At 47.1% G+C, this 25,163-nt stretch carries 19 protein-coding genes; 9 read left to right on the top strand and 10 right to left on the bottom strand.

What is annotated here, in order from left to right; all coding sequences use genetic code 11:
• Nucleotides 1-23 precede the first annotated feature (23 nt).
• A complete protein-coding gene (locus ABI361_13215) occupies nt 24-980 on the top strand; it encodes a magnesium transporter CorA family protein (protein ID MEO9321620.1) in 957 nt (318 codons plus the stop codon).
• Between the two features lie 79 nt (nt 981-1,059).
• On the opposite strand, the gene ABI361_13210 is transcribed toward ABI361_13215, so the two are convergent.
• Together ABI361_13210 and ABI361_13205 are read right to left on the bottom strand one after the other, a co-directional pair.
• The gene (locus ABI361_13210) at nt 1,060-2,385 is read right to left on the bottom strand and encodes an NHL repeat-containing protein (GenBank protein MEO9321619.1); all 1,326 of its coding nucleotides are present in this window, start codon (nt 2,383-2,385) and stop codon (nt 1,060-1,062) included.
• A 60-nt stretch (nt 2,386-2,445) separates the two neighbouring features.
• Complete coding sequence (locus ABI361_13205) at nt 2,446-3,711, bottom strand: J domain-containing protein (protein MEO9321618.1); 1,266 nt, start codon at nt 3,709-3,711, stop codon at nt 2,446-2,448.
• 1,590 nt (nt 3,712-5,301) lie between these two features.
• Between ABI361_13205 and ABI361_13200 the strand changes: the two genes are divergently transcribed.
• Entirely contained in the window at nt 5,302-5,922 is a 621-nt protein-coding gene (locus ABI361_13200; protein MEO9321617.1) for a hypothetical protein, read from the top strand.
• Between the two features lie 330 nt (nt 5,923-6,252).
• On the opposite strand, the gene ABI361_13195 is transcribed toward ABI361_13200, so the two are convergent.
• Both ABI361_13195 and ABI361_13190 read right to left on the bottom strand, forming a co-directional pair.
• Nucleotides 6,253-7,485 carry an FAD-dependent oxidoreductase gene (locus tag ABI361_13195; GenBank protein MEO9321616.1) on the bottom strand — a complete coding sequence of 411 codons (1,233 nt, stop codon included), beginning with the start codon at nt 7,483-7,485 and terminating at the stop codon, nt 6,253-6,255.
• An 82-nt stretch (nt 7,486-7,567) separates the two neighbouring features.
• Entirely contained in the window at nt 7,568-8,176 is a 609-nt protein-coding gene (locus ABI361_13190) for a DICT sensory domain-containing protein (protein MEO9321615.1), read from the bottom strand.
• A 985-nt stretch (nt 8,177-9,161) separates the two neighbouring features.
• On the opposite strand from ABI361_13190, the gene ABI361_13185 reads away from it, so the two are divergent.
• Together ABI361_13185 and ABI361_13180 are read left to right on the top strand one after the other, a co-directional pair.
• The gene (locus ABI361_13185; GenBank protein ID MEO9321614.1) at nt 9,162-9,326 is read left to right on the top strand and encodes a hypothetical protein; all 165 of its coding nucleotides are present in this window, start codon (nt 9,162-9,164) and stop codon (nt 9,324-9,326) included.
• Nucleotides 9,327-9,711: 385 nt separating this feature from the next.
• A complete protein-coding gene (locus tag ABI361_13180) occupies nt 9,712-11,382 on the top strand; it encodes a hypothetical protein (protein MEO9321613.1) in 1,671 nt (556 codons plus the stop codon).
• A gap of 168 nt (nt 11,383-11,550) precedes the next feature.
• Here ABI361_13180 and ABI361_13175 read toward each other — a convergent pair whose 3' ends face one another.
• The 3 genes from ABI361_13175 to ABI361_13165 all read right to left on the bottom strand — a co-directional run bounded on the left by ABI361_13175 (nt 11,551) and on the right by ABI361_13165 (nt 14,142).
• Nucleotides 11,551-12,030 (bottom strand): hypothetical protein, encoded by a 480-nt coding sequence (locus ABI361_13175; GenBank protein ID MEO9321612.1) that lies wholly within the window; start codon nt 12,028-12,030, stop codon nt 11,551-11,553.
• A gap of 92 nt (nt 12,031-12,122) precedes the next feature.
• The gene (locus ABI361_13170; GenBank protein MEO9321611.1) at nt 12,123-12,482 is read right to left on the bottom strand and encodes a hypothetical protein; all 360 of its coding nucleotides are present in this window, start codon (nt 12,480-12,482) and stop codon (nt 12,123-12,125) included.
• Nucleotides 12,483-13,020: 538 nt separating this feature from the next.
• Complete coding sequence (locus ABI361_13165) at nt 13,021-14,142, bottom strand: PQQ-binding-like beta-propeller repeat protein (GenBank protein MEO9321610.1); 1,122 nt, start codon at nt 14,140-14,142, stop codon at nt 13,021-13,023.
• Between the two features lie 1,576 nt (nt 14,143-15,718).
• Here ABI361_13165 and ABI361_13160 point away from each other — a divergent pair.
• The 3 genes from ABI361_13160 (at nt 15,719) to ABI361_13150 (ending at nt 18,512) form a co-directional block, all read left to right on the top strand.
• On the top strand, nt 15,719-16,864 hold the full coding sequence (locus tag ABI361_13160) for a hypothetical protein (protein ID MEO9321609.1): 1,146 nt from the start codon (nt 15,719-15,721) through the stop codon (nt 16,862-16,864).
• A 357-nt stretch (nt 16,865-17,221) separates the two neighbouring features.
• Entirely contained in the window at nt 17,222-17,680 is a 459-nt protein-coding gene (locus ABI361_13155) for an SRPBCC family protein (protein ID MEO9321608.1), read from the top strand.
• A gap of 436 nt (nt 17,681-18,116) precedes the next feature.
• The gene (locus ABI361_13150) at nt 18,117-18,512 is read left to right on the top strand and encodes a hypothetical protein (GenBank protein MEO9321607.1); all 396 of its coding nucleotides are present in this window, start codon (nt 18,117-18,119) and stop codon (nt 18,510-18,512) included.
• Nucleotides 18,513-18,817: 305 nt separating this feature from the next.
• Here ABI361_13150 and ABI361_13145 read toward each other — a convergent pair whose 3' ends face one another.
• Nucleotides 18,818-20,473 (bottom strand): matrixin family metalloprotease, encoded by a 1,656-nt coding sequence (locus ABI361_13145; GenBank protein MEO9321606.1) that lies wholly within the window; start codon nt 20,471-20,473, stop codon nt 18,818-18,820.
• 376 nt (nt 20,474-20,849) lie between these two features.
• On the opposite strand from ABI361_13145, the gene ABI361_13140 reads away from it, so the two are divergent.
• Nucleotides 20,850-21,347, top strand: coding sequence for a hypothetical protein (locus ABI361_13140; GenBank protein MEO9321605.1), 498 nt, complete (start codon nt 20,850-20,852; stop codon nt 21,345-21,347).
• Between the two features lie 607 nt (nt 21,348-21,954).
• Here ABI361_13140 and ABI361_13135 read toward each other — a convergent pair.
• Together ABI361_13135 and ABI361_13130 are read right to left on the bottom strand one after the other, a co-directional pair.
• Nucleotides 21,955-22,308, bottom strand: a complete 354-nt coding sequence (locus ABI361_13135) for a DUF1801 domain-containing protein (GenBank protein ID MEO9321604.1) — start codon at nt 22,306-22,308, stop codon at nt 21,955-21,957.
• A gap of 215 nt (nt 22,309-22,523) precedes the next feature.
• Nucleotides 22,524-22,742, bottom strand: coding sequence for a hypothetical protein (locus ABI361_13130; protein MEO9321603.1), 219 nt, complete (start codon nt 22,740-22,742; stop codon nt 22,524-22,526).
• Nucleotides 22,743-23,493: 751 nt separating this feature from the next.
• Between ABI361_13130 and ABI361_13125 the strand changes: the two genes are divergently transcribed.
• On the top strand, nt 23,494-24,789 hold the full coding sequence (locus ABI361_13125; GenBank protein MEO9321602.1) for a glycosyl hydrolase: 1,296 nt from the start codon (nt 23,494-23,496) through the stop codon (nt 24,787-24,789).
• Nucleotides 24,790-25,163: the final 374 nt, after the last annotated feature.

Raw genomic sequence — 25,163 nt, 5'->3', positions numbered from 1 at the left:
CCGGACAGCACTTGTCTGTGTCAATGTCGAACATTGATTTTGGCCGGTTCACGTGGATTGACATGGAAAAGCCCACTCGAGACGAACTCGAGAAGCTTGCGCAAGTATACCCCTTCCACCAGTTAAATATCGAGGACTGCTTCTCAAACGTCCAGGTATCCAAGATTGACTCCTACCCCGACCACTCCTTTATCATACTGCGCTTTCCTTTTGCCGGGCCAAACGGGAATGACAGCAGTAAACAAGTCAAGGTGGACCAGCTATGCGTCTTTATAGGACAGGATTTCCTCGTTACAGTTCACAATTCACCGCTGGAACTGCTGGGTACATTGAGGCAGTCATACAGCAAAGGTGATGAATCTACCTTGCACGAAATGGGGCGAAGGTCGCCGGGCTTTCTGCTGCACAGAATAATCGATGGCATGGTCGACAAGCTGCTCTCAAACATGCAGTATTTCGAACGGGAGCTCGCCGGCGTCGAAGACGCGGTCGTTGATGGCAGAGCAGACCCGCGCAAGAATATCACTTCCCTGCGGGTCACGATTGCCACGATGACTCGGCTTGTAATCCCGCTGCGGCGAGTCATTGTCGACGTGACATCCGACGCAAAGAGGTTTTCTGACGGTGAAATACTTGCGCCGTATTATTCCGACGTCCGCGACCACATTGACAAGGTGCTCGAGGAACTCGACGCCTCAAAGGCGGCTGTTGAAATCTACAATGACACCGTGTATGTCGCCGGAACCGAGAAATCAAACAAGATCCTCGGAATACTGACAATACTGTTTACGCTTACGATACCTGTGACGGTGCTGAGCTCATTCTACGGCATGAACATCGAGATTCCCGGGAGCGTACAATCCGGGCCATGGACGTTCTGGGGACCGTACACCACCGTGATAATCGTCATCATCGAATCGATCGTGCCTGCAGTCATCATGATATTGTACTTTTACCACAAGAAGTGGACAAAGGTTTAGCCGGAAATGGCTTGTGCAATGCATTTGACCCCTCAGTTCAAACAGCAGGGTGGGAGGCGTTAGCCTTGCAAATATCTTGCTATGCGTGTCCTTTTGACGGACTACTTGCGTAGAACCGCCGTAGCACAATTGCGGCGCCGGCAAATGAAGCGAGGGCAACGATTCCAACTGAAGACGCGGGAAACTCCGGGACAGAAACCGACGAGTATTCAAGCACCCTGCCCTCCGAGTATGGCGGCAGCGTAATCACGCAGCACGGCTGGGTGAGGTCTACGCCGGTGCCCTGAGAGTGGCCCGCCGCCCACAGGTTGCCGTGAGAGTCAAACACCAGGCTAGACGAACTAACAGGCGCTGCACAGGTGCCGGACGGAAGCTTTGCGACGGGGCAGGAAATCGACACGCTCGCATTCTGCCCGTTGGTAAACGGAGGCTGGAAACCGTAGATCGAATCCGTCGCCGCAACCCAGAGGTTTGCGGAAGAATCAAAAGCAGCACTGTTTGGATTCTGCAGGAAAGTAAAGTTCGGGCTGCTCTGGAAGGTCTGGGTAAAGTCCCGCTTGCCGATTACGATGCTGGCTGCCTCGCCGTTGTTAAACGGAGGCAGGAATTCAAGCACCCTTCCCGTGGACTCGGTGACCCACAACGCACCCTTTGAATCAAAGGTGACGGCGACGGGACTGCCGAGGGAGGTTTGAGTCCGCTGGCCGGTACTCCATGTAAAATTGTCTGCGCCGATTACTGTGCTCGCTGCCTGCCCGGTCGAAAATGGCGGCCTGAATTCCAGCACCCTAAAGAATCCCCTGTCGGCCACCCACAGGTTGCCATTTGAATCAAAAGTCAAGCCTTGCGGCGCTGAAAGGCTTGATGCAGTCGGATTGCTGGTTGGTGCCTGCGTCGTAAAGTCCGAATGGCCCAGAACTAGGCTTGCCGCCATGCCATTTGAGAACGGCTGCTTGAACTCCAAGACCCTGTTGTTACTCTGGTCGGCCACCCACAGGTTGCCATCCTTATCAAAAGCAACGCCCTGTACAGCACCGAGAGTTGATTCGTCTACATTACTGGAAAGCGAGGTAAAATCCTTCTGCCCTATGACGATGGTTGCGTTCTCACCGTTGACAAATGGCGGTTTGAACTGCAGCACCCTGCCAAGGTCGTCGGCTACCCAGAGGTTACCCTGCGAATCGAAAACAGCATCGTTTGGATTGCAGATTCCTGCAAACAATGGAACCTTTTGATCTATTGCATAAGGGGAAAACACGGAAGGCTGGCAAATCGAAAGAGAGGCAGTCGTGGAGCTGTCTTGCGTCGCAGCGCTTGCGGCTCGCCACGAAAACGCGGGTGATATCGCAAGCAGAACCAAAAGGAGGAAAGCTGCTGATAGCCTTCCTGTAATTCTTACCGGCATAACCATCTAAAATTCCAAGCTGGGGACAGATACTGAAAAATCTTGCGTTTTGCAGGTGTCTCAACCGACGGCACGCCGAAGAAACGCGTCAGCGTAACTGTTTGCAGCAGCTTCTTCTCTTGCGTTTCTTGCATAGTAGCCGGTGTTGACATCCGGCAACACGTCGTAATCCAGCCTGGCGCCGTAGCAATTTACTAGGTGGTGGTAAAATTCATGCAGGATTGTCATCATTGTTGTGCCCTCGGGCCTAAAGTAAGCAGTAAGCTTATCCGAGTAATACACTGCTAGTGAATTCTCGCAGACCATATCCTTCACCGGGAACCTGTGTTGGAACACTGCCTGCATCGGAGGCACGCCGTAAACTTTTGACAGCATCTCCAATGCAGCCTGCGCCGACTTGACCCTGCATAGTCGGGCAAAGCTCTCGCATATCTCGCGTGGGGGGAGCTTTAGCTCGGCAATGACCTTAACCGGCTGAAAAAGAGTCGCAGGTTCGAGAATATGCTCAGGCGGCTCAACCGCTCCTTCAAGCTCCTTCTGGAGAAGACTGCTAATGGCTTCCGCCATCTTTGAATAGAATTCGACAGTTATCTCCTGCTGGGTATTGTAGTATCTTGCTCCACTCAGGTACAGGTACGGGATGCCACTGACAATTGAAAAGGTGATCGAACTGTGGCAGTAAAGCGAAACGTTGGTCTGGCCCCTGTTCCAAAATCGAGCATCAAAGTGCGCGCGAAGCTCCGGCGTGCCCAGTATAACAAGTCCCTTTAGCTTTTCCTGAGGCTCAATTATCGCATACAACGTCCTGAATAGCCTCTCAAAGGCTGCGTCAGAATACAACGCGAACTGCCGGTGCTGGTTATTCTTGTGGATCCAAATCGTGGGAATGCTTACTCCGTTTTCAAACACTATGGCCTCGTCACTGTCTTCCACGAAAATTGCCGCTCTGTCGTCCAGCAGAAATCCTTCAGTGTATGCCCCCTCGAGGATAGCTTTGAGGCCCGTCCTTCTCCTGCTCTCTAGGACAGGTATTGTGGAGTCGTAGCGTCTCCTCCTGCCTTGGTCTACAAGGGTATCGTATGCCATCTGAATTACTACAAAGACGGCTGGCGCGTCGGGCGACTTGTTGCGGTCAGGATGATACTGCAATGCAAGGCGCCGATACGCATTTCTTATCTCCGCCTCGCTGGCGTTGTAGGTAACGCCAAGGATAGAATAACAGTCATACTTACTCAGGTCCTGGGGGCTCTTACCAGCGTTATCATTTGCAGAGTTGTCCTTGCCTTCAGAACTGTCTTGGGATTTCTTGTCTCTGCCCCATCGCACGGTAGTTGATCTAATGCTGTTGTGTTTATTTAATCATGTCAATAATTCAGTTCTCTTGTTGAAGCTTCTAATTATTGGCTGAGGAACCTAATGATTTGGATTCGACCGAAGACCACGAGATCTCACTGGCTACTGGAAGCGTAAGTCGTATTACTCATCCTTAATCCTTGAATCGCAAAACAAAGGTTAATTTGTCAATGACCTGCTTATTCTAAACATTGCGCGCTTGTAATAATGTCTAACTTCATAGCTTGTGCCTGTTACCGCGGATATATCCTAGTTTGATCCACTATAAGACGCCATGATCTAACAATCCGAGTTAGCAAAATCTAAAATGTTAGATCATGTTAGTTTAGTAGGCTGCCAAGTACTCACAAATAACATTAGTATCGGACATAGACAAGGATTAAAGTCGTAGATATAATATTTATTTTCGCACTTCGTATCCTGAAATGCAACGGGCTCCACTTTCGTAATTATGCCTCTAATTTTGCCCCCATTCTTGTAACTTTGACCGGTCGCAATTGCGGATCCAGCTTTCTATATGCAGCTGCCTAGTTACCTGCGATTGTTGTTGCACATACTGAATCGAGGCCAAAATAGCGGCTAACTATGGCATACTTATCCCCCAGTTGACAGGTGAATGTGCCTCCCTTTGAGCCCAAATTCACGCTCAGTACAAGCACAGTCTATTCTTGCCATCCCTATAGGACTAGCATACCATCCTGCAGGCAAGGGCTCCATAACAGGTGTGCATTCTGGAATGGATATTGTGCAGCAGACCGTCTGCCACAGTTATTCCCCAGTGGCTAGCTGGCAAACTGCAAAATGGCAGTTTCAATGCCCTAGCGGGCCTTTCAAACATGTACATGTTTGCGGCTTTAGCTTAATTGCTAAGATAGTTCCTGCCCATCGTGCTCAATAGCTATTGAGCAGACAATATTAGAAATCTAAAATCACTCAACCTAACAGTGTAGACTCTAAAAGCAGACCTAACAGTATTAGCTAATAACATTGACTATGACTATGGCTGTTAGGCTCTTGGCTAATAGTAGTCTATTAAAAGTATATTAGTATCGTTTATTTTCGCCCCGAGCGATACAGAAATTGAAAAGCTCATGCTCACAAACAAAGAGAGAGCAAATCAGAACTCTGCGTGCTCAAGGCAAAAAGCCCAAAGAGACTGCAGAAGCTCTTGACATAAGCGTACAACAGGTGTATAACGAAATATCCCGAATAAAAAAGGAGGACAAAGTTCAGCAGGCTGTATCGTCAGCTGCAATTGCAGAAGGCGACAAACATGGGGAAGATACATCTAACCAGAGGATTGAAGTCAAACTCGCTGGTAAAGAAAGGAAGTCTGGCAGGCAGCAGGAAGATGATGAATCCAGGAAGAGGCGGTCGACGGCATTTGCTCTATTCCGCGAAGGCATGAAGAATGACCTAGAAGTTGCAATGGAGCTGAATCTATCTGAAGCAGAGCTAGCAGACTACAAAAGACAATATCTGATTATCGTAGGCAGGCAAGCGATGGTCAAACTGTACGAGCGAGAACCCAAACGAGTTGAGGCGTTATTCAAGCTGGAGGAAATGATGGAAAAGGAGAAAATGACTCCGTCTATTTGTGTAGAGGCCATGAAAAACAGAAGACTGGGAGACTTTACAAACAGAAGAATAGAAGAAGCAAGCCAGACTCTTGAGATAAAGCAGAAGGAAATTGCGTTGGCAGAATCAAGATTAGAGCAAATTGCCAAGCACTGCAATGAGCAAGAAGATCTATTATCTCAGGCAGAAAAAAAGCTGAACGACTTGGAAGAGCAGATACACTTGAAGAGATCCGCCGAGAGAGAAGCAAACCAGGCAGCAGCTGAAGCACACAAACAATCGGAAGAAGCAAAAATCAGTTTAGAGGGAATGAAGCACTTGAGTTCTCTCCAAGACCAAGAATTTCAGAATAGGATCAAAGAATTACTTGGCAATTCTGAAATTGAAAGCCAGTTGCTAGAAGGATTGCACGAGTTTTTTGGCAATCCATACGTCAAGGAGCTCGTGGAGCACTCTCAGCTAAGCAAGCCTCTTGATTCGATATCTCAAGAGAATAAACAAGATGCCTCATGGGCGCGATATATGTTTGCAGACTACTTGCTTGACTGTTTGAAGCAGGTACTTAAGACTAGCCTGCATTCGAAAACCGCATGCATAACCAAATAAGGACCAGATGGTGGTAGTACCTTTCTGTTGGGCTATGATCATTGGTTTGATCGCGTTGCATTCATTGTAGACGTTCTGTAAGATGCTTGATGTCATTCCCTGTGGAGAAATTTGCTTATTGTATCCGTCTATGCCAACCCCGCCTGCATATGCATCTCCGAGGTAGTAATTCTTCCAATTATTCCAAGAATCTTGTAGAATGCTGCCGGCATTAGGCGACCATGCCCACACAACATTGGTTGCGCGTTCCTTTCAATGAATCTATTGAACCGCTCATTGACCATATTTCAAGAGCTAAACTCGAGTCCTCAGAGCATTTCCGGAAGCGCATCAAGACGGAATCATTGCGCTCCTCCAAATGTAATTTAGAAAGTTAAATGACAGAGCCACTTGCGAGCCCATCGAATTTCCGTCATATACCATGCCCTCAATACCCTCGCCTTTGTTAGACAGAGCCCTCAGATAGTTGTCAATAATGAAATCCTCAGTTTTTTCACACAGGCAGCCAGAGACCGGAAAGCCGTTTAGAGTGCCTACGCAGTCGGTCCCAAATGACAGCAGCTCTCCTTTTTGCACATATTCTAGTTCTGTCATCGGAAGACCGTCGACTTGCCGCAAAATGTTCTTGGCAACGTTCCTCGCCTGCCTTACGGCGAACTGGGCCAGCTGCGGCGATAACCTTCCGGTGTAATCCAATGGAAACGCGCTGATATCGCCGATTGCAAAGGCGGACTGTTCTGGGAGCCCGCTTTGCAAATCCAGAACCCTTGAGAACCTGTCCACAAGAATGCGCCCCGACGGCGTCCTTCTCACCGCTGGATAAACATCCAGGTCACGGGCCCTGACGCCCGCTGTCCAGACGGTGAGGTCCGTTTTCACTTCGGCTCCGGATTGAAGGGTTATGGTCCACCTGCCGATTTCCTTTATCGCATTTCCTGTCAGTATGCCGACTCCCTTGTTTTCAAGCCTTTCTTTTGCCATTCTTACTATCACCGGCTCCCATCCCGGAAGAATTTCATTCTTGGCCTCAATCACCTTGATGCTATTGCCCCTGTCGCGCATTCTATCAGAAATTGCCCCTGCCAGGCTGATTCCGGTGGCGCCTCCGCCGGCAATGCACACGGTCGACCCGTGCTCTAGCGCATTAATTTTCCTATCAAGCTCCATGCCTTCCCTAACTGACCTCATCGAACACGAGTTTTCACTCGCGCCTTTGATACCATAATACTCGTTTGTAGCACCAAGTGCTATCACCAGGTAATCATACTGCATTTGCTGGTGGCTGTCCATTCCATTCAATTTGACCTGCACCTGCTTTGACCCAAGGTCAACGCCAGTTGCCCTGCCATCGACAAACTCCACGCCGCCTCCCAGGGTTCCCTTTATATCCAGACAAACGTCCGAGGAGCCAAGCTCGCCGGACGCAACTCTATGTAACTTCTGGAGAAGCTGGTGCTGTTTTCCATCGTTAACAAGCGTGACCTCAACGTTATTGTTGCTGCTCAGGTTAGATGCAGCAAAAAGTCCAGCATATCCTCCGCCCAGTACCAGGACTTTTTTCAAGACCGGTGCCTCCTTTGGCCAGCATTAAATGAGGTCATGAAGAGTGGCACTTGCACTGCGGATTGTCCGCCAGAACCCAATTTCATGTCGAAAAAGGGCCCAACGCCGGCATGAGCGCCTGAAGGATCTGGACCGACCTAACAACCAGTCTTTTGTTGGTAGTAAAGAATCCCCTGTAATTGCCTGGTTCAAATTCCTCGGCCACGAGCCCGCACGCTTCATCTTCGGCAAGCGCTATCACAAGCCAGTTATGCTCAAGGTTGCTGCCGGTGTCATTCACAATGAAAGCGTTTGTGGGTCTTGACCCCGCTCCAGTGCCAGCCGGGCCGATAATGTAGGTGCCCTTTGTGAGTGGCGCAATCGTCTCATACTGCTTCCTTACAGCCTGGAAGTTAGACGGCTTCTGGAACAGGGCGAGATATACAAACTTGTTAAACGGGGGCCGCACTCTTGCAATGTTTTCGATGCCCCGGCTTACCTGCAGCATGCTCCGCCTTGACAGCGTATAGAATGACTCCCGCCAGCTAGCCGGTGCGACAAAATAGTTGTTCGGGTAATTGATGGTATTGCGGTAATCAGACTCTATCTCGTCTGATGCCAGATTCCGGCCCTGGAAGTCAAGTATCAGGCGTGTGAACGGCGTGCGGCGGACTTCGTATTCACTTGACGACGCAGCGGCGCTTGTTTGCATCAGCTGACCCTCCTGGCATCTTCGCCAGCGAGTTTCTCAACAATTCGTTTGGTTTCCATGACGATCCCAGTGCGGCAGTAGTATATTAACTCGTGCTAACCGCAAGACCTAGGGCTAACTTCTCTATTTCGAGTCTGAGGTTTCAGCCCCAGCAAGTGTTTGGCACTGTTTAGTAGCTCGTTAGGGACAGCCAAGTTCTATGTGGCTCCACACAAGGAGCTAGGAAAATCAAGAAATCAGTCAATAGTTGAATCGAATACTGCTAGCGGCCTTTATCCGATATAGTGAGTCGTATCAGTCATAGCGTCATTGTCAAGATATGGGGCAAGCTAGCATGCATTACTAACGCGCCTAGGTGGTAGAAATAGTCTTTTGGTCCTATACCAGATGACGTTCAGCCAAATTGAGATTCTAGCACTCGTCACGTTTGCACTAGGCTTATTGATAGTTGCATTTGATTATACCCGCCAAGCTTCAGAAGTTGCAAGGTTTGACAGGGCAAATTGTGGACCAGGTTCAAGCTGTCCATTGCTTGTCTATGCTCCTGATGCATACATGATCGGGGGATTTGTAATGATGGCGGCAAGTACTGTAGTTGGTATAAGCTACTATTACTTGCGCGCTATTTTTCCCAGGCAAAAGTCTGCAAGAGTTTGAGCGTGTATTTTTGCAATGGTGATTTCCTGACACATGGACATTCCATCTGCCCGCTTGTATCTCTGCTTTCATTCCTAATTAGGCAGAGTTGTATCACCTGATTCTTGCGATGCCTCAAGTACAGGTTATCTACAACCCAAGTGTACGATCGGAAGGAAAGATCCTAGTGCCAGAACGATATCGATGCCCGCAGTTGGTGTTCCACCAGCTCTTGGCAGGCGCGTTTTGGTCTTTCAGCAGCGTACGAAATTTCGATAAGGTTAAAGGCACGAGAACATGTTTGAGGCATATGACATCTTTTCAGATGACATGTTCATGTGGAGACTCGATGAAAGTAGACAGCCCAACGCGAGAACAGGCAGTGTCTCAGCTGAAGACCATGATGAATGAATCAACGATAGCAGCTCACATGAAGGAAAAACATCCCGGTGAACCAACTATTCCAGTATCGCAGGTTCACACCATGATTGAGCAGAATCTGGTCGCAGTTTAAAAAAGGCCTATTGCCAGTTCTATCCGCACCGTGCCACGCGTCTACGCGGACGTGGCTGAAATTTTTCGTTTTCAACGGATGCCACGACGGACTGCTGCCAGACACGGCAGGACAAGAAGGCTTAAAATTTCTTAAGTATCCAGAAGGTGGTGCTGGAGGCACCGACCTTGCTAGTTTTATTGATGCCCGAGATGAATGCTAAAAAGTGTCCAGGTATGCTGTCTCTCTGAAGCCTTGAAGTCTGCGAGTCAGTATCACAAGTAAATCCCAGCCATAAGAAACGCAATACTTAGTTCCTCAAACCCAAAAATCAAGCGCTGTGGAGCACCGAATTGGAATAGATCTGGAAATAACCTTTTAACACAAGAATAGAACCCGTCGACATATGTCAGAGGATGTATCCGATACCTCAAGAAAACGCGCTGCAATTAGTCTTGCATCAGCTGCAGTCCTTCTTGCCGGCCTTCTTGTCTTGGCCGGCTTTGCAACGGCTGCTCAGGCAGAAATGATGTCAAATGACGGCTCGTCACACTCCGGCATGACGATGCAAAATGAACAGAACATGATGTCTGACCAGGGAATGACTGGCTACCACGTCATAAAGGGACAGATTTCCAGCGTGCAGCAAGACTCGTCAGGTGCCCCGGCATGGATAGAGTCTGGCATCTGGGTTCTCCGCGTGGATCTTGGCCACAACGCCAGCACAAATATGACGGAGTTAAAGTCAGCGCATTTCATTGCTCGCTTTGCGATGGTCAAGCCGGATGGCACTGCTTTGCACATACATAATATCTATAATTTCCAGCCGACCGGGATCGGGGCGCAGAATAACGGCGCGACACGCGTCTTGAATGGCACTGCAACTGTAACAATGCCCGGAGGCCCGGTCGACAACGTCCCCATCACCATCAAGGTTTTCAACCTGAAGGTATTCGCGTTATGGATAGGGCCTGATAAGGTAAACAGCCACTTTGGCACTGGCCCAATATTCGGCCTCCTCTCGCCCGTTGCAGGCAGCTACGGCGCGATGATGAAGTCGCAGCCCGGGAGCATGATGATGGGCAACGGCATGATGGGTGGTTCGATGATGCACAATATGACCATGATGTCAGGCGTGCACCAGAACCTTACAGCTACAAACCTTCCAGTCAAGATTCCACTGACGCGCGGGTATGAGAACGGACATGAGATATTCTACATTTCAACCGAGGCATCAGACAAGGGTCTTGCGTCGCTAATGACGAACTGGACTGGCGCCAGAGTCGCTTACGCGCCTTCGCTTGCAAGGACTCCATCATCTGCTCTTTCTAACATCTATGCGTTCAAGAACGGCGTTCAGGGCTCCGGCCCACTAGGATTCCAGCCAAACGTTGCCGACTCGCAGCCCGGCGATCCGAACTACAGCCCGCTCTGGAGGCTTGTGCTCGTGGAATGGAAGAATGGCACCTCGCCGACGGAGCTCAAGTCGGAGCAGGCCATAGGCGCCGCAGCTTCGCAGGGACTCGTGACCTTGACGCCTACAACCAATGTCGTCAACTGCCCGGTGATAAAGTGGGATAACGGCTCGCTGATGCAAAGGGCAAACACCACGCTTACAGATACCTCTCCTTATGGCCCCGGACAGGTGCTTTCCATAAGCCCTGACAACAAGGCAGTCACATTTGTCGCGCACAGGGGGTTTGCGCCTGACGGCGAGACAATATACTACATCGCTACTGACGCGTCAAACCCCGATGTCGCAAAGGCGCTGGGAGTGGTTTACGTAAACAAGACCGCCGCGGTGACGCTTACTGCAGCAGCCTCCGACCTCTATGTGTTTACAAACGGCATAATAGGCACCGGTCCGATGGGGTACCAGGCAAGCATAGCAAGTAGCAACGTGGGCGACGCACTGTACAGCCCGATGTGGAGGATAAACGCCGTAACATGGCACGATGCATCACAAGCCAAGTTCCTGACCATGTCGTATCAAATCAACATGGCAGCTTCAAGCGGCATGCTAACGACACAGATAGCAGGGTTCGTGGTCAACTGCCCGTTTGTCGTAATAAGCTAGGCCACGCTCCGGTCCCTCCTTTTTCTTTGCATGAGTCTTTGTCGAGCATTATACTGACAGCGCGTGATTAACGATGAAACCGTTCGTCCAAGTTCTCACGAAAAAGACGATACCATATAACAGTGCGATTTTCAAAGGTCAGCCGACTGATGTTTAGTGTCGCCCTCTTTACTGGGCTTTCAGGTGCCGTCTCTTTGCACCGGACTTGACAAAGAAAACAATTGCACCAGCGCCTCCCGCTATAGTGATAACAGCAATCGTGCTCCAAAAGTACGTCATTTTCGTGGCATTTTCTTCTCTGACTGCTGCTGGCTCGCCGCGAAGTTTCAAAATTGCTTGGTCAGAGCAGTCTTCAAGGCTTATTCCCGCCTGATTACACTCTTTAACAAGAGCAGCCGAGGAGTTTGAAGTTTGAGCCGTAGCAGGTCTTTCAAATAGGGAGACCACAACAAGCCCAATGATAAAAATCAAGAAGACCCTGGACTTGAATTGCATTGCTCTAAACGTAATAGTGGTTATAGGTTTGGTACTATTAGAGTATCCTGTTCGGTCTAGCGATAGGTCGCTTCTTTTGCCATCACGTAGTCCCTCAGCTCCATACATTTCATTTTCGTAATTGTAATCTCTTCGATTCTCTGGAAACCACATGCTCTTTAGCATCCTCTACCTAAAGTTGTATGCTGAAGTGAAGTTCGGCCCGATTCAGTCTTTTGCGATGATCGTAATCACTAGATGCTTGTTTATGTCTTCCATACGTTACCGCAGCTCGAGCATTTAGCCTGCGGATTTGGTGATTTATCCAAGTAAGATACCGTGCCTCTGGATCTGCACCGTGGACACATTATTGCGGCTGCAATTCCAACTACATCGTAAGGAGCAGTCAATGTCTTTCTGTCAAAGCCATGCTGCTCTACTGCATCAAGAAACTGACTCTTGATAGCTTCGAGGCTGCTCCGCTCCGTGGTTAGCTGGCATAACACTTCCTTGCATTCTGATAGATCCTCTTTCAGCTTGGCAATTTTGTGTTCATCGTCTGCTACCTTTTCTTCTATTGCCAGCTCGGCTTGAATAGAGTCTTTTTGGCGTTGTTGACGAACCAATGCAATTCTGTTTGATTCTAAGAGCTTGTCTAAATCAGCTAGCTTGTTACGGTATCGGTCAATGGTCTGCGCTTTAGTGTCAAAATAGCGCTTGTAGACTTCGGTTAGACCATCGTTATTCTTGTCGGTATTCCCTAGTTCTTTTGCAGCTGAGATCCTTTTATTTATGCTAACAATCTCTGACAAGCCAGTTTGCAATGACTGAATGAGATTAGAGGAGGCATCCAACAACAATGCGTAAGAGGGCATTTAGATAAGCATTATCCTTTGGATGCTTGAAGACATTGAATTCCAACATCCAAGGTATGAAATCCGAACAACATAGCGTAGGTTAATGAATAACTCAAAGCTTGGGGGGTCTATGGAAAGGGGCATTCCTGCATCTGTCATTGTTGGAATCGAGGCAGGAATGGCTTTGATTATTTACTCCGCTTTACGATGAACTGGTAATGGCATAACGCCAAGTACATTATTAAAAAAAGAGAAGGGCACTACTCCTCTAGTCAGTTGCCCTGATGACTTGTCATTCTGAGACGATCTAGCCAAAATGAATTGGTGGAGGAGTCTGACCAGTGTAGTCGCCAACAATGTATGCGGTGTATGGACCGAATAATTGGTTTGGTGCGTTCCCAGCGACATTCGTCATTCCGTACTGGAACACAATGTGTTTGCTTGGATTGATAATGATTGCACGGTCGTTGTTCTGATCAGCAATTATTGTGTTCCCGTCTGACAATCTAACCGCGTTCGTTGGTGTAGGGGCTGGATTGCTATGAGGTCCGCGGTTTGTGAAGTACTGGAATACTATGTGCTTTGCGGCATTTATCTCAAAGATCCTGCTATTGCCTGCATCTGTGATCAAAGTGTCTCCATTGGGCAACCGGCTCGCAAACGCAGCTCCGCTAATTCCAGCGCCAAATTGCCAGACTATTTGACCTGCCCTTGTAATCTCTATTACTCTATTGTTTCCCTCGTCGGCGATAAGGATATGACCATTTGGCAGCAGCTCCGCACTGTTGGGACTGTTTAGAGCTCCTGGACCTGAAGTGGGCCCATAAGACCAGACTACATTCTTTGCCTTGTTGACCTCTATTACCCTGTTGTTAGCCTGATCTGTGATCATTATGTCATGGTTAGGAGTTTGTATCGCAAATACCGGTACGTTCAAAAGATTTGTGCCGTTTCCTGCAACTCCGGCCTGGCCGTACTGCCATACGATATTTCCAGCCTGATCCACAACTATTACTCTATTGTCTGCACATGCAGTAGTCCCGTTGACGCCCGGAGGTATTCCTGTTCCAGCTATCAATGTCAGGCCATCGCCTAGACGCTCCGCATCATTAGAACCTATGACAGAATGCGGCCCAGGATTGCAAAGATTAGAGTTGCCCGATCCAAAGCTCCAGACTATCTGCTTGGTTGCAGGATCGACCTCAATCACCCTGTTGTTGAATTGATCAGTTATCAGCAAGTTGCCTGGCTTGTTGAATGCGCCCGCGCTCTGAGTTACGACTCCATCCGCGCTTGCCGCGTAGCCCTGTTTAATCTGGATGGCAAATGCCATGGGCGCTAACAAAAATGCGGCCACGGTCAGAGCGAGCATCGCACTGATTGCCTTTTTACCAGATCGTTCGTCTTGTACAAAAAATCGTCCTCTCATGGTATTGGGTCTACGCTTGGCTAACGATATAAGAACAGATGACAAATACCAATTTCGGAAATCAATGTGGAATCGGACTCTATAACACACTGATAGAAAATCAGCTACGCGAGCTGGCTCGTGATTTGTCCCGATGACACTCCCAGCTCAAGCACTGCGAGCCCTGAACCATGATAGAACGGTGCTTAACACCTTGCTATTGTTGCCGATGACCTGTATCGAATATTTTAGCTGATATATTCCAGATTTTGCTCGGTTATTTTGCATTGAAGAAAAATACTGCATACTCAAAGTAGTTTCGTACCCTGCCCCTCGCCAGCTTGGTAGATTGAGCCAATTTTAAGCGGTACTTTGGAGGGTATCATCGGCGCGTGGTCGTTAGACTGTGAATGTTCTTGGCATGTCATATTATGATAGATTGGCTTATTGTTAGTCTGTAGGCAAGAAACACTAACACTTCGGACTAACATAATCCAACATGTTAGATTGTACTAGTTTGCCGTGATTTGTTAGTGTGTTAGCCAAATTCATTTCTAACAGTCCAGATGTCGATAACTAACAGCTCACCGCATTTCTATGGCCGCTTGAAATGGCTGCAGACACATTCTTTTGCCCCGGCTTATGGCCCTTTTATTGGCCCTGCAAATGTGGTTCCACTTTGCCTGTTAGCTGGCAGGCCTGGTAGTGTACAATAAGGCCTAGGCCTTGAAGAGCTGGCTATGGCCCTATGCCCGAGGCCCTAGGCCTTCCAAAGCGACCAAAGTGCCAAGTGACACTTTGCTGGCACTTTGCAGGCTGCTAAGGCCAAGGCCTCCATTAGACTTTCAGCCGCCATCATGGCTATTGTATTCAAAGAAAGAAAGGTGATTGTATCAGCCAAGCCTACAGACAGGCCCTAGCGGTCAAAGACCCTCCTGATTTTAATGGCTAGTATGGATACAATGAGATTGAGAAAGGGTGATTCTATCACCCAACAGCTAGGGTTTTGCACACAAAATGCGGCTTTGCGGCGTATTACCCCGCCCCCGTGCTCAATACAGCAGGGTAGCGGACCCCTTCTTCTGCTAGAGAACACGCTGTATTTTCGATAGGACCACGTGTAATAGTGCTATGGGTTTGGCGCAGGGCAGGCTGTCAAGGCCGCAAAACTGTGTGGAAAACTGGCTTGGCAATCTAGCAGCTACTCTAGGCCAGTATACTAGGGCCTTAAGGGTCCAGCAGCTCGTTGCAATTGTACCTCCGCACAGCCAGTCCACCAATGGCGGACTAGGTCGTAGTATATCTGAACATTGTACCAATTGTTTCGGTACTGTTCAGAGCAGCTAAGCTAACCAATCTGTCAAATGGCAGGTTTTGCAATAGGTTGGTTAGCTAGGCATACGGCTAAAGTACAGTAATTTCAAGTGCTATGTCTCTAACCCTTTGACAGCGTTAATGCGCTAGTATTAGCAAGACTAACAAGTGTTAGGACTAACAATATTAGACTAACAGTTAGCAAACAAAACAGCCCGCGATTTGCTGCGGCATATGCCCTGCGGGAAACTATATTAGCAACCATATTAGTCCCCTCGCCAGGATGGCAACGCAATCAGCCAAAGGTCGAATAACAAAAGGACAACATATTCGAGATATGTATACCCGAGGCAAAAGCCATAGTGAAATCGCGAAGGAACTTGGTGTTAGTATCGAGTATGTAAATAATGAAACGCGCCGTCTAAGAAAGCTGGGAAATATTGCCCAGCCGCCACTGGAAAATTCTGCATTAGGTGAAGCTCGTTCGAAGGATACAACCAAGGATACTGTGGTATCAAGCGCGGACAAAAGATCTGACAGTCCAATAGTGCAAAGTATGGATAAAGCAGAACAGAACGATACCGCGTCAAGAAAGAGGCGCTCGGCAGCATTTGAGCTGTTTGAACAAGGTTTTCCTGACCTCGATGTCGCCATAAAGCTCGAGCTCTCTGAATCTGAACTTAGCGATTTTCGACGGCAGTATCTGACACTTAAGGGTAGACATGAGGAAGCTGAACTGTACGCGCTAGAGCCTGAGCGAGTAAGAGCGATCCGGAAACTCGAAGAACGAATGGAAGAGGAAAAAATAGATCCCATTCTTTTTTTCGAGTCAATGAAAAATAGACGACTGGTTGACTATACAAACAGAAAGCTCGAAGAACTAAACAACCACTTAAAGATGTCGCAGCAGGAAATTGAAATCAAAGTGTCAGAGAAGGAACAGATCTCAAAGCAATGTAGTGAGCTTGACAATCGCATTGAACAAGGAGAAGAAAGATTGCATGACTTGGAAAACAAAATACATTCCAGAATGAAAGAATTTGTGCAATCAAGCAAGGAACTGTCGGAAGCAAAGGGCAATCTCGAGCGTATAGAGCGTGCATATTCGCTCAAAGGCCGCGAGCTCGTTGAGATAGTCAAAGAATCGATCAACAAGCCTAAAGTTGAAGACATGCTCATTCAATCGACGCAGAATTTGTTGGTCAATCCGGAGATTAGGGTATTCCTAGAGCACTCTAAGCCAGGCGAACAACTTGATGGCGTACCATACGAGAAATGCACGGAAATATCCAATGCATGGTGCATGATTGGATGCGAATTGGTCAGTTTGTTCAAAGATATCGTGGTCAAGGCCATAGAGCAAGATCTTGAACAAACACCACAAACTCCGAGAACGGCTGAAGTAGATCCTGCTAAGAGCAGAGCCTGAGGATGAGTATGTGGTGGATTTCGATGACCCTTCAAGGGTTCCCTAAACTCCTTTCAATCATTCATGCTCCTGACAAGGTGAGTTGCTCGATATTTAGCTACGTTTGTCTGGCATTCAGGAGGTTTTCTGGGAGTGGCAGTATAACGAAATTTCAAATTTAATTCATTTTCCTTTTCAAGAGTATTGATGAATATGGTCTGGGCTGTCTTCAAGGTCTGTAAGGCTAGTTCAAAATGCACCTTGAGTATTATTAGCCGTCCTTCTTTTATTCTAAGATACAATCGGTATAATCACTGAGATAAATCTGACCCAATTTGTCTTCGAACTTACTAAATACCAAGCAATCATGCATCAAATATGACCACTCTGTCTTATGAAATGGAAATAAAGGCCCCAGTGGAAAAGGTCTTCCAATATTGCGCTGACCCAGAGAACTTTATGGAATCATGGCCGTCCGATGTAATCACCGGATCACAGCAGCTTTCTGGAACAAAAGGAGAAAAGGGATCTACTTTCAAGTTACGAGGCATGTACTCGGGCAAAGAAGAAGAGATGAGAATGATGGTGACGGAGAAATGGCCAAATGGCAAAATTAGGACAAAGCAGACCGAGGGACCTTTCAAGAAATGGGAAAGTATTCAAGAATTTGAAGGTCACGACAATGTCACGAATCTGAGATATACGATTCGTTATGAACTACCTCGAACCGGCAGATTCATGAAAATGGTTAGTCATTCTGATGGGGACCATATAATGAGACAGGGTTTAGAAGACTATATTCAAAATGTAAAGCATAAGATGGAATCCCTAACGTAGGGTCACCGACAACTCATTTCGACCATATTGAAGTTTAGGACTGAACTTACGCATTTCTCCCGGATTGGCGCACAGTGGCCTAAATTTTGCGGTTGTATATACTCCCCTGGAGTTGTGAAGGGGATATAGACAGAAATGACATTTTGCTTTCCACGTGAGAATTTGGTTTAGTCAGCTCTCTGGGGGTAAGACAATCAAACTTCCGCGTAATGATGGGCAGCCTGCACCGTGATACGCATAGCTGTCTGGATTCGTAAAAGTAAAGTCAAACATTTCAAACTGACCTAGAAAACCTTGGTTCACACTCCATAGCTTATCAATGTAAACCATAAACTCAAGTCACCGGAAATCGAAACATCTGAATTCGCAGAGTTTGTGGTAGTCCAAGCAGGAACCTATAATACACAAGTACACACTCACAATTTGCTAGAGTGACATGGCGGTAGGAGATTTAGCTTTCGACGAAACTGGAAAATTTTCAGGAATAAGGGCGCTGCCCGAAGGAAAAATTGAAGCAACATATCAGGGAGCTGGCAAATTGTTTGGTGTGGAATATTCATCTGTTTACACAGGCGTCGCAACCCCACACGGAGGAACTTTGATTGCAGAGTTCAACGGAATTTGCACAACCAAAGACGGCGACAATGTAAATGTGTGGGCTCATGGAAGGGGAAAACCTACCGGAAGCGGACTCAAAGCAAGCTGGCGAGGTGGAGTTATCTGGCAGACTTCCTCTCCAAGATTCTCAAGGCTAAATGGCCTGCCGGGTGCATGGGAGTTGGAAATCGACGAAGCAGGCGAGTTCCGCTTGAAGGTTTGGGAATGGAAGTAGTACTAGACTAGGCAGCGATCTTCTACCTAGCCGGATGAACAGACTATCTGGAAAGGGCTTCAAAAAGGCATTTTTCTGCAACACCTCAATGGATTAACGTACGTTCGGCTCGATAGACTCGGCCGGCAAAGGGTTCTTGGGAATTATGGCGGTAATATTTGTGGACTGCTTGGTCATGTATGAAGCATCTTATCTCAGTATTCCTTGAGGATTCGGATTGTTGGGCGTCGAGTAATCATCTTTTGAAACCATGGTACTCTAAGGACTAGTTGGCAGCCGCGCAGCTAGTAGCCGGATAACAAAAGTTAGGTAACAGGCCTCTTTCGACTCTTTGTTATAACTACAGTTAAGCCGACGACGACAGTCAAAGGTAAGACTAGAACCAATTGCGATATGTGAAATTCCGGCATTACATGAGTTCCGACGATCTGAATTGTGTCAGTACCTTGGCTAAATGGAATTGTCAGAGTTCTATTTGAGTCGCTTTTCGACTCTGAAAAGCTCACTTGCTGCTTTGTATCTGACCCTTGATTGTGCGCCAAGACAATAAAGTTGCTGTCAGTATTGTCATTTTGCCGCGCATCTATCAGTTCCCGGGGTTGTATAATTACAAGCTTGCCGTCATTACTAGAATTGAGATTTACTACAAGAGAGTTTGAATCAGGATTAGCAGAAATGCTTGTTATTTTGCCTCCTGTAATTTCTGTGAATACTGAATCTGTGGTGCCGTCAACTGTAATAGTGCCTGAGCTTGTCTCAAGAGGAGTCACGATCGGAGCAGGCTCATAATATAGCGGCTTGGTCGATGCGGCAGTCGCAGTCAAAATTAGGGGTAATGAGGTGACATTCTTGTCGATTGTTTCGGCAGATACGATAGTTATGCCTGGCGTAGTCGCCTGCATAGAAGTGGAGAACTGGCCATTAGAGTCAGAAGTTACCGCTGTAGTAGCGGAATTGAGCACTATTCGCAGGCTTACATTTGGCATTGGTTCAGAGGTTGTGTCATAAACTGTGCCGCTGACTGTCACATCTTGACCGACTAGTACAGTATAATTCGATAGCGATATCGAGATAGAGCCGACCTGAGGAGGCTGCGATCCAGCCTGTGGGTCATCGGCTGAAGACCGCTGCAAAGTTGGAATTTGAGGCTCGACTGTAGGAGTCTCATCTACTAACAGTACTGTAATTCTCTCAAGAGGGTGGCTCTGATCATGAGTGATTATCATTATGCCTGCTGTGTTTGCTACGCCATTGCAGGTACCGCTATGCCTTAGGATGTTCTTTTCAGAACACTTTGAATCAGTATAGTATTGGAATGTACCGCCAGCCAGTGCCTGCTGGTATTCAGTTTGAGAGGGAATAAAGTACTCGTCTATGCCGTAGGTGGAATCAGTTGTGTTGACGGAATAGCTAAACGTATTTACTTTGTTGTAATAATCACACGTTGGCACAAACCAGTAGTAGTTTGGAGCCATATCCTGCTGCCATGTTACGACGCCATAGGTCGCATTGAATGTAGGGTACATGACATCATTAGGATCTGTACTGTGTTCAAGACCCAGAGCATGTCCAATTTCATGTTCCGCTACATTTAGCAAGGTATCGGCAGAGTATGGCTGCCACTGGCCATAACAATAGCTATCGCCAAGCACCATTTGGATATCTTGTTTATAGAATGTCTCGCCGAGATGCGTATGTCCAGAGTCACGTATCCAGGAAACCAAAATATCTGCTTGCTCGGGTGAGTTGGTTTGGTAGAATCTGATATCCGGATTTGCCTTCTCCCATGCCTGAGTAGCGGCGTAAATTGTTCCATTTGCGTAGCTTGGTGCATAATCTGGAACAGGATCGGTGTAAATGTAGTAATCTCTAGTCTGCTGGGCATAAGCATTCAAAGTACGAACTGAAGTCTGTAAAACTGCTGCAGTCCCTAACGTAACGAGTAAAACCAAGCTTAACACCTTCGACCAAAAGAGCAATTACTTCTGGAATTCTCTTCTGTAAGATTTACTTAAAGTTATCTTGAGGCCTGCAATTTTGGGAAGTCATAAGGGGATCATAAACCGTGAATTTCATTATAATCACCTCTTTGTTTTCTATTCACAATCGGTGATAGAAAGCGAGACGACAAGTCAATAACTGGAATTAGACGAGCTGACGGATTTCAAAGGACGAAAAAGATTACAATAATGAGAATGAAATACATTGAATTGAGGGATCTTATACTTAGGACTAACCAGATTTCAAATTCCGTTTGTCCCGTCAGCTGAGTCTGACCACAAAAAAGCTTGCTGAGCCATGAGGGTTTATACCTTCGCTATGGCAATATCGAGTATATTGGATAGTCGAATAACCGATTTGCAGGCGAGGCTGGCAGAGACACTCGATTTTGATGCAGCCTTCGAGCTTGTCAAGTCGGCTGTATTTGCAAAGTTTAGAATGCACAGGGCAGGGCTTAGCCTTATTCTACAGGTAATGCCGGGCCACGTGGGTGCATACCATGTCCTTGGCTCAAACGCAATAGTGGTAAACAGCTATGTCCTAAATGCAATTAAAAGAGCCGCTAGTTCGCTTGAAGAGTATAACGCGTATATATTCATGGTTCTTGCACACGAATACCTCCACAGCCTTGGAATTACAAACGAGAACACTGTCAGGCAAATGACATTTGAGCTTTGTAGCTCGGCTCTTGGACCGACTCACATGGCAGCAAGAATGGCCAAAGAAGACCCGACCAGCCTCTTTCGCAACCTTAACCTTCCTGCCCAACAGTTTGGCAAGCAATTCCAGCTAGTGAAAAAATTCGATACAAAAAATCAGTCCTATATTCAGTGAAACACGCTACGATAGCTACTAAAAGAAGAAGGGTGTAACTCCAATCTGTACGTCAGCCAGTAATCCTAAAGCTTTCTCAATTTACATGGAAGCAAAATCGCTACTAAACAGGAAGACTGCTTTACAATTCTTGTAAAAGTAGAGCTTGTCCAATTTCTCAACTTGCTTTGAAACTGACATCCTTTGGCTAAGAGAAATTCACTACTTAAAGCCATTGGTGCAATGTTCCGTGGACTACACCTTTCCAATCAAATGGAATCAAGAAACACGCTTTATTTCAAAACCTTCGAACATGTTTTGGCACTTTTGAAACTCTTGCAGTTTGTTCACTTTAGCATTTCAGGTCTGTTTCACTTTCTCTTTTCGCACCTCAAGCATATTGAGACTCCATTTCTATGGATGTGTTCATAGCCAAGGGGCCGCATTCATTGCATCTGTATTGGTCAGACGAGGGCTAGTAAGGATAACAAGTTTAGCAGGGTCTGAGTGCCATAATCAGTTTAGGATTGCCATGCGCACATGCACTTCAGCTAATGCATGAGCACGCACGCTACAGTTTGAGATGACGACAAAAAACCACTTTAAGATTACACCGTGTACACGCTCTCTACTCTTCTGCATTCATTTTCATGCGAGCCTTTACCACCTTCTTGATTAGGGGAATTGGAAGTTTCTGGTCAAGCGGAAAGTGGATCGCTGATTTGGTAGTTGTATAATTTGCCAGCTCTTTTTTGTGCAATTCCACTATTGGCGGCCTCAGGTAAAGTCCAATGTGATTCTTCATGAGCGAAAACCATGCAAGCCGACCACAGTAACTGTAGAAAGGCATTCTATAGCTAATACTTTCTGTCGCTTCCGGTGCGACTTGCCTAATCGCCGCCCTAAGTTCTTCAAGTTTTGCTTGAAGTTCTTTTGGAGCAGTTGCTATGTACGAATCAACGTCTTTTGCTGCACCTTTCATATTTTTGATATAGCAAAGGTTTGCACTCATTCTAATAATATGTTGGTTAACAAGTTTTCAAGATTACCTGCATACTGGAAGCCTTGGATAAGCACACTATCTGAGTCAAGAATTGGAAGCATCCTTTCTGGGTTGCAAGGGGGATCTTTCTTTGCATTACCGCGACACACCTGCACATACCTACTCTGGCCGAAACAAGCTGGCGTCAACTACAATCATCGAGGCTTCAGATAGACCTTGTAATCTAGGAAGTTCTGTGTCGGGCTGTCAAGAGCCACCGTCACAGCACCGCCTTCTTCCAGCTGCGCCAACGTCTTGAGCAACTCTATCAGATTCACGCCGGTCAGAAGGACGATGTCTGAAATCCTCATACCCGGTCTCCTGCCGACAAGCTGAAGGATCTTTACTGATTGCTCAGTCAGTGATGCGTGCATCAGTTAACTGCGACTGCCCTGCCAGCCAATAAAAAATGTTGTGCAGCGTACTTGAGGTGCGCGGATAGAACGGTATATGCTCAGCTCACAGCATTATGTATGAGCGAATGCCTTACAGAGCCCGGCATTACTTTACAGGAGGTCAGATGGTTACCGGAAGATGGTGAAGTATAAGATTACGAAGCTAAAGAGTACAGAAGAGACTTCAAACTAGACGAAATGAGGACAAGAATAAGAAGACGTAATATTTTTCTAGAGCTAGAAATGATTGAGCTTACAAACCATTTCAACTCCTCAAGTGTGACAAAAGTTTCGAACTAGCCTGTTGGAAACATTATCATGCTATTCTTTGTTCTGAATGGAAATGGTGCAACCTCTATCGAGTCTGAGACTGTGGCGATGATGTGAAAGAAACCCAGAGAACTGCTTGGAGGGGTTTTCCTCGTCGATATCCACCTACCGTCTGTTAAATCCGGGAGCCTTCTAACGGCAAATGTGAGCAGCGTCTAGTCGGTTATGGTTTTATGAAAACTGCAGAAATGCAATTTTTTGAAATGGCCGCGCCTGTTCCAAGAAAGGCGCTCAAACAAGATATCGTTCGTGCAAAATTTGAGCGCCCGAACTAATATTCTAGCTGCTCTTTCAGTTCTTGGGATATCGGAGTCAGTGATGTTCATAGTATATTCTTACATAAGCTTTATCTATAGTAAATATGCACAAAACATTCTTGCGAAATTTCAAGGTGCCTATAATGGCTGTTATGGCAGGAATTCTCGTTTCAAGCTTTTGGCCGCATATCCCTGTCGCTCTTGGGTCGTCCGCGCCTCCTGGTGCATTATGGTACACCGTGGTCGCTGGCGACGACATTCAAAAGATTGCGACCAAGCTCGGACTTGCCGACAAGACGCTCCTTGCAACTTGGAACAATATTCCTTCTCCGTACTATGTCTATTTGAATGAACAGCTCTGGTATTTGCCTACTAACTTGGCGTACAGCTACTATACGGTAGTTTCAGGGGACGACATTCAAAAGATTGCGACCAAGCTCGGACTTGCCGACAAAATGTGGGTGGTATACTGGAATAATATTCCCTCTCCATATTACGTATACCTTAACGAGGCTTTGAAATACATTCCATCCGGGAGCTCTGGAACCAGCAGACCCAGTGGGACACTAGTCCCGACGACAGGAGTGCTGCTAGGGGCTTACGATGACAGCGGAATTTCGCATTTTGAGGGCCAGCTTGGCAGGTCAGTGGTCATTAACCAGCACTTCTACAGTGGACTTCAGACCGTCGGCGTTGATCTTTCAAATATTATGAGCAACGACTTTGCAACCGGTCATATCCCTCTTATCACATGGGATATGCCTGGGACCACTCCTCTTCTCACCTCCATAATATCTGGCAGTTACGATACAGGTCTGAAGGCTTATGCCAATGTGTTCAAACAACAAGGTAAACACGTATTTCTCAGATGGGGCTCAGAGATGAATGGCAACTGGATTCCTGCTATCGATGGCTCGCACAATGGTGGTTCATCGACCGGTCCTTCAAACTTTATCGCCGCTTACAAACACATCCATGACCTATTCATTGCTCAAGGCGCAACCAATGTAATTTGGGTATGGACGCCTAATGCCGGCAGTGTTCCACGCGATTCTTGGAACAACTGGAAGAATTACTATCCTGGAGACGCATATGTGGACTGGGTTGGCATAGACGGGTACAATAGGGATCCTTCGCCGTGGGTAATGACATCCAGCATCTTCCAGAGCGTATACAATGATTACAAGGCGACCAAGCCTATAATGATAGCCGAAACTGGAACTATAGAAGCCGGAGACGGCGGCAACTTGAAATCTGCTTGGTTCGTCGACGCCGCAACTTCCATGCAGAATTCCATGCCTTCCATTGCAGCATATGTTTATTTCAATTCCAATACCTCAACACACGCGTGGAGGATAGACACCACCTCGACATCGCTTACAGGGTTCAAAACGGCATTTGCTCATAATGCGTATTATTCTGTGACTGTTTCTCCTTAGCCAACACAGAACTAGTATCTGATGCGTAAGACAGAAAATCGACGCATTCCTTTAGACATCGTGAGCACAGTGCCATGTTAACATTTGAGCGCGAATCTAGGCAATAGTTATTTCCTGACACATCGACAAACCATCAGACCTCTTGAACCTGTTTTTGAACGTACACGTCCTGAAAGATCATGTAGGGTCTCGACAGTCACTTTAAGTCTTTGAAATTGCAATAACTCGTAATGCCAAAACTATGTCCTAAATGCCTAGGCACTGGACTGCTATCAGGAGGTGGTCCATCAGCTCGGCTTTTGAATCCAGCACAAATAGCAAAGTGCATGACATGCGATGGGAAAGGCTGGCTTCCTGATAGTGACTAACTGCAT

Source organism: Nitrososphaera sp., assembly GCA_039938515.1.
In the GTDB taxonomy this organism is placed as follows: Archaea; Thermoproteota; Nitrososphaeria; order Nitrososphaerales; family Nitrososphaeraceae; genus Nitrososphaera.
Note: the sequence above shows the minus strand (reverse complement) of the source record. Positions and strands in the feature narration are given on the sequence as shown.

Excerpts from the sequence above, each read along its gene's own strand:
- ABI361_13215 (MEO9321620.1), top strand. The coding sequence starts at position 24 with ATGTCGAACATTGATTTTGGCCGGTTCACGTGGATTGACATGGAAAAG.
- ABI361_13210 (MEO9321619.1), bottom strand. The coding sequence starts at position 2,385 with ATGCCGGTAAGAATTACAGGAAGGCTATCAGCAGCTTTCCTCCTTTTG.
- ABI361_13200 (MEO9321617.1), top strand. The coding sequence starts at position 5,302 with ATGATGGAAAAGGAGAAAATGACTCCGTCTATTTGTGTAGAGGCCATG.
- ABI361_13190 (MEO9321615.1), bottom strand. The coding sequence starts at position 8,176 with ATGCAAACAAGCGCCGCTGCGTCGTCAAGTGAATACGAAGTCCGCCGC.
- ABI361_13185 (MEO9321614.1), top strand. The coding sequence starts at position 9,162 with ATGAAAGTAGACAGCCCAACGCGAGAACAGGCAGTGTCTCAGCTGAAG.
- ABI361_13180 (MEO9321613.1), top strand. The coding sequence starts at position 9,712 with ATGTCAGAGGATGTATCCGATACCTCAAGAAAACGCGCTGCAATTAGT.
- ABI361_13175 (MEO9321612.1), bottom strand. The coding sequence starts at position 12,030 with ATGTGGTTTCCAGAGAATCGAAGAGATTACAATTACGAAAATGAAATG.
- ABI361_13165 (MEO9321610.1), bottom strand. The coding sequence starts at position 14,142 with ATGAGAGGACGATTTTTTGTACAAGACGAACGATCTGGTAAAAAGGCA.
- ABI361_13160 (MEO9321609.1), top strand. The coding sequence starts at position 15,719 with ATGGCAACGCAATCAGCCAAAGGTCGAATAACAAAAGGACAACATATT.
- ABI361_13155 (MEO9321608.1), top strand. The coding sequence starts at position 17,222 with ATGACCACTCTGTCTTATGAAATGGAAATAAAGGCCCCAGTGGAAAAG.
- ABI361_13150 (MEO9321607.1), top strand. The coding sequence starts at position 18,117 with ATGGCGGTAGGAGATTTAGCTTTCGACGAAACTGGAAAATTTTCAGGA.
- ABI361_13135 (MEO9321604.1), bottom strand. The coding sequence starts at position 22,308 with ATGAAAGGTGCAGCAAAAGACGTTGATTCGTACATAGCAACTGCTCCA.
- ABI361_13130 (MEO9321603.1), bottom strand. The coding sequence starts at position 22,742 with ATGCACGCATCACTGACTGAGCAATCAGTAAAGATCCTTCAGCTTGTC.
- ABI361_13125 (MEO9321602.1), top strand. The coding sequence starts at position 23,494 with ATGGCTGTTATGGCAGGAATTCTCGTTTCAAGCTTTTGGCCGCATATC.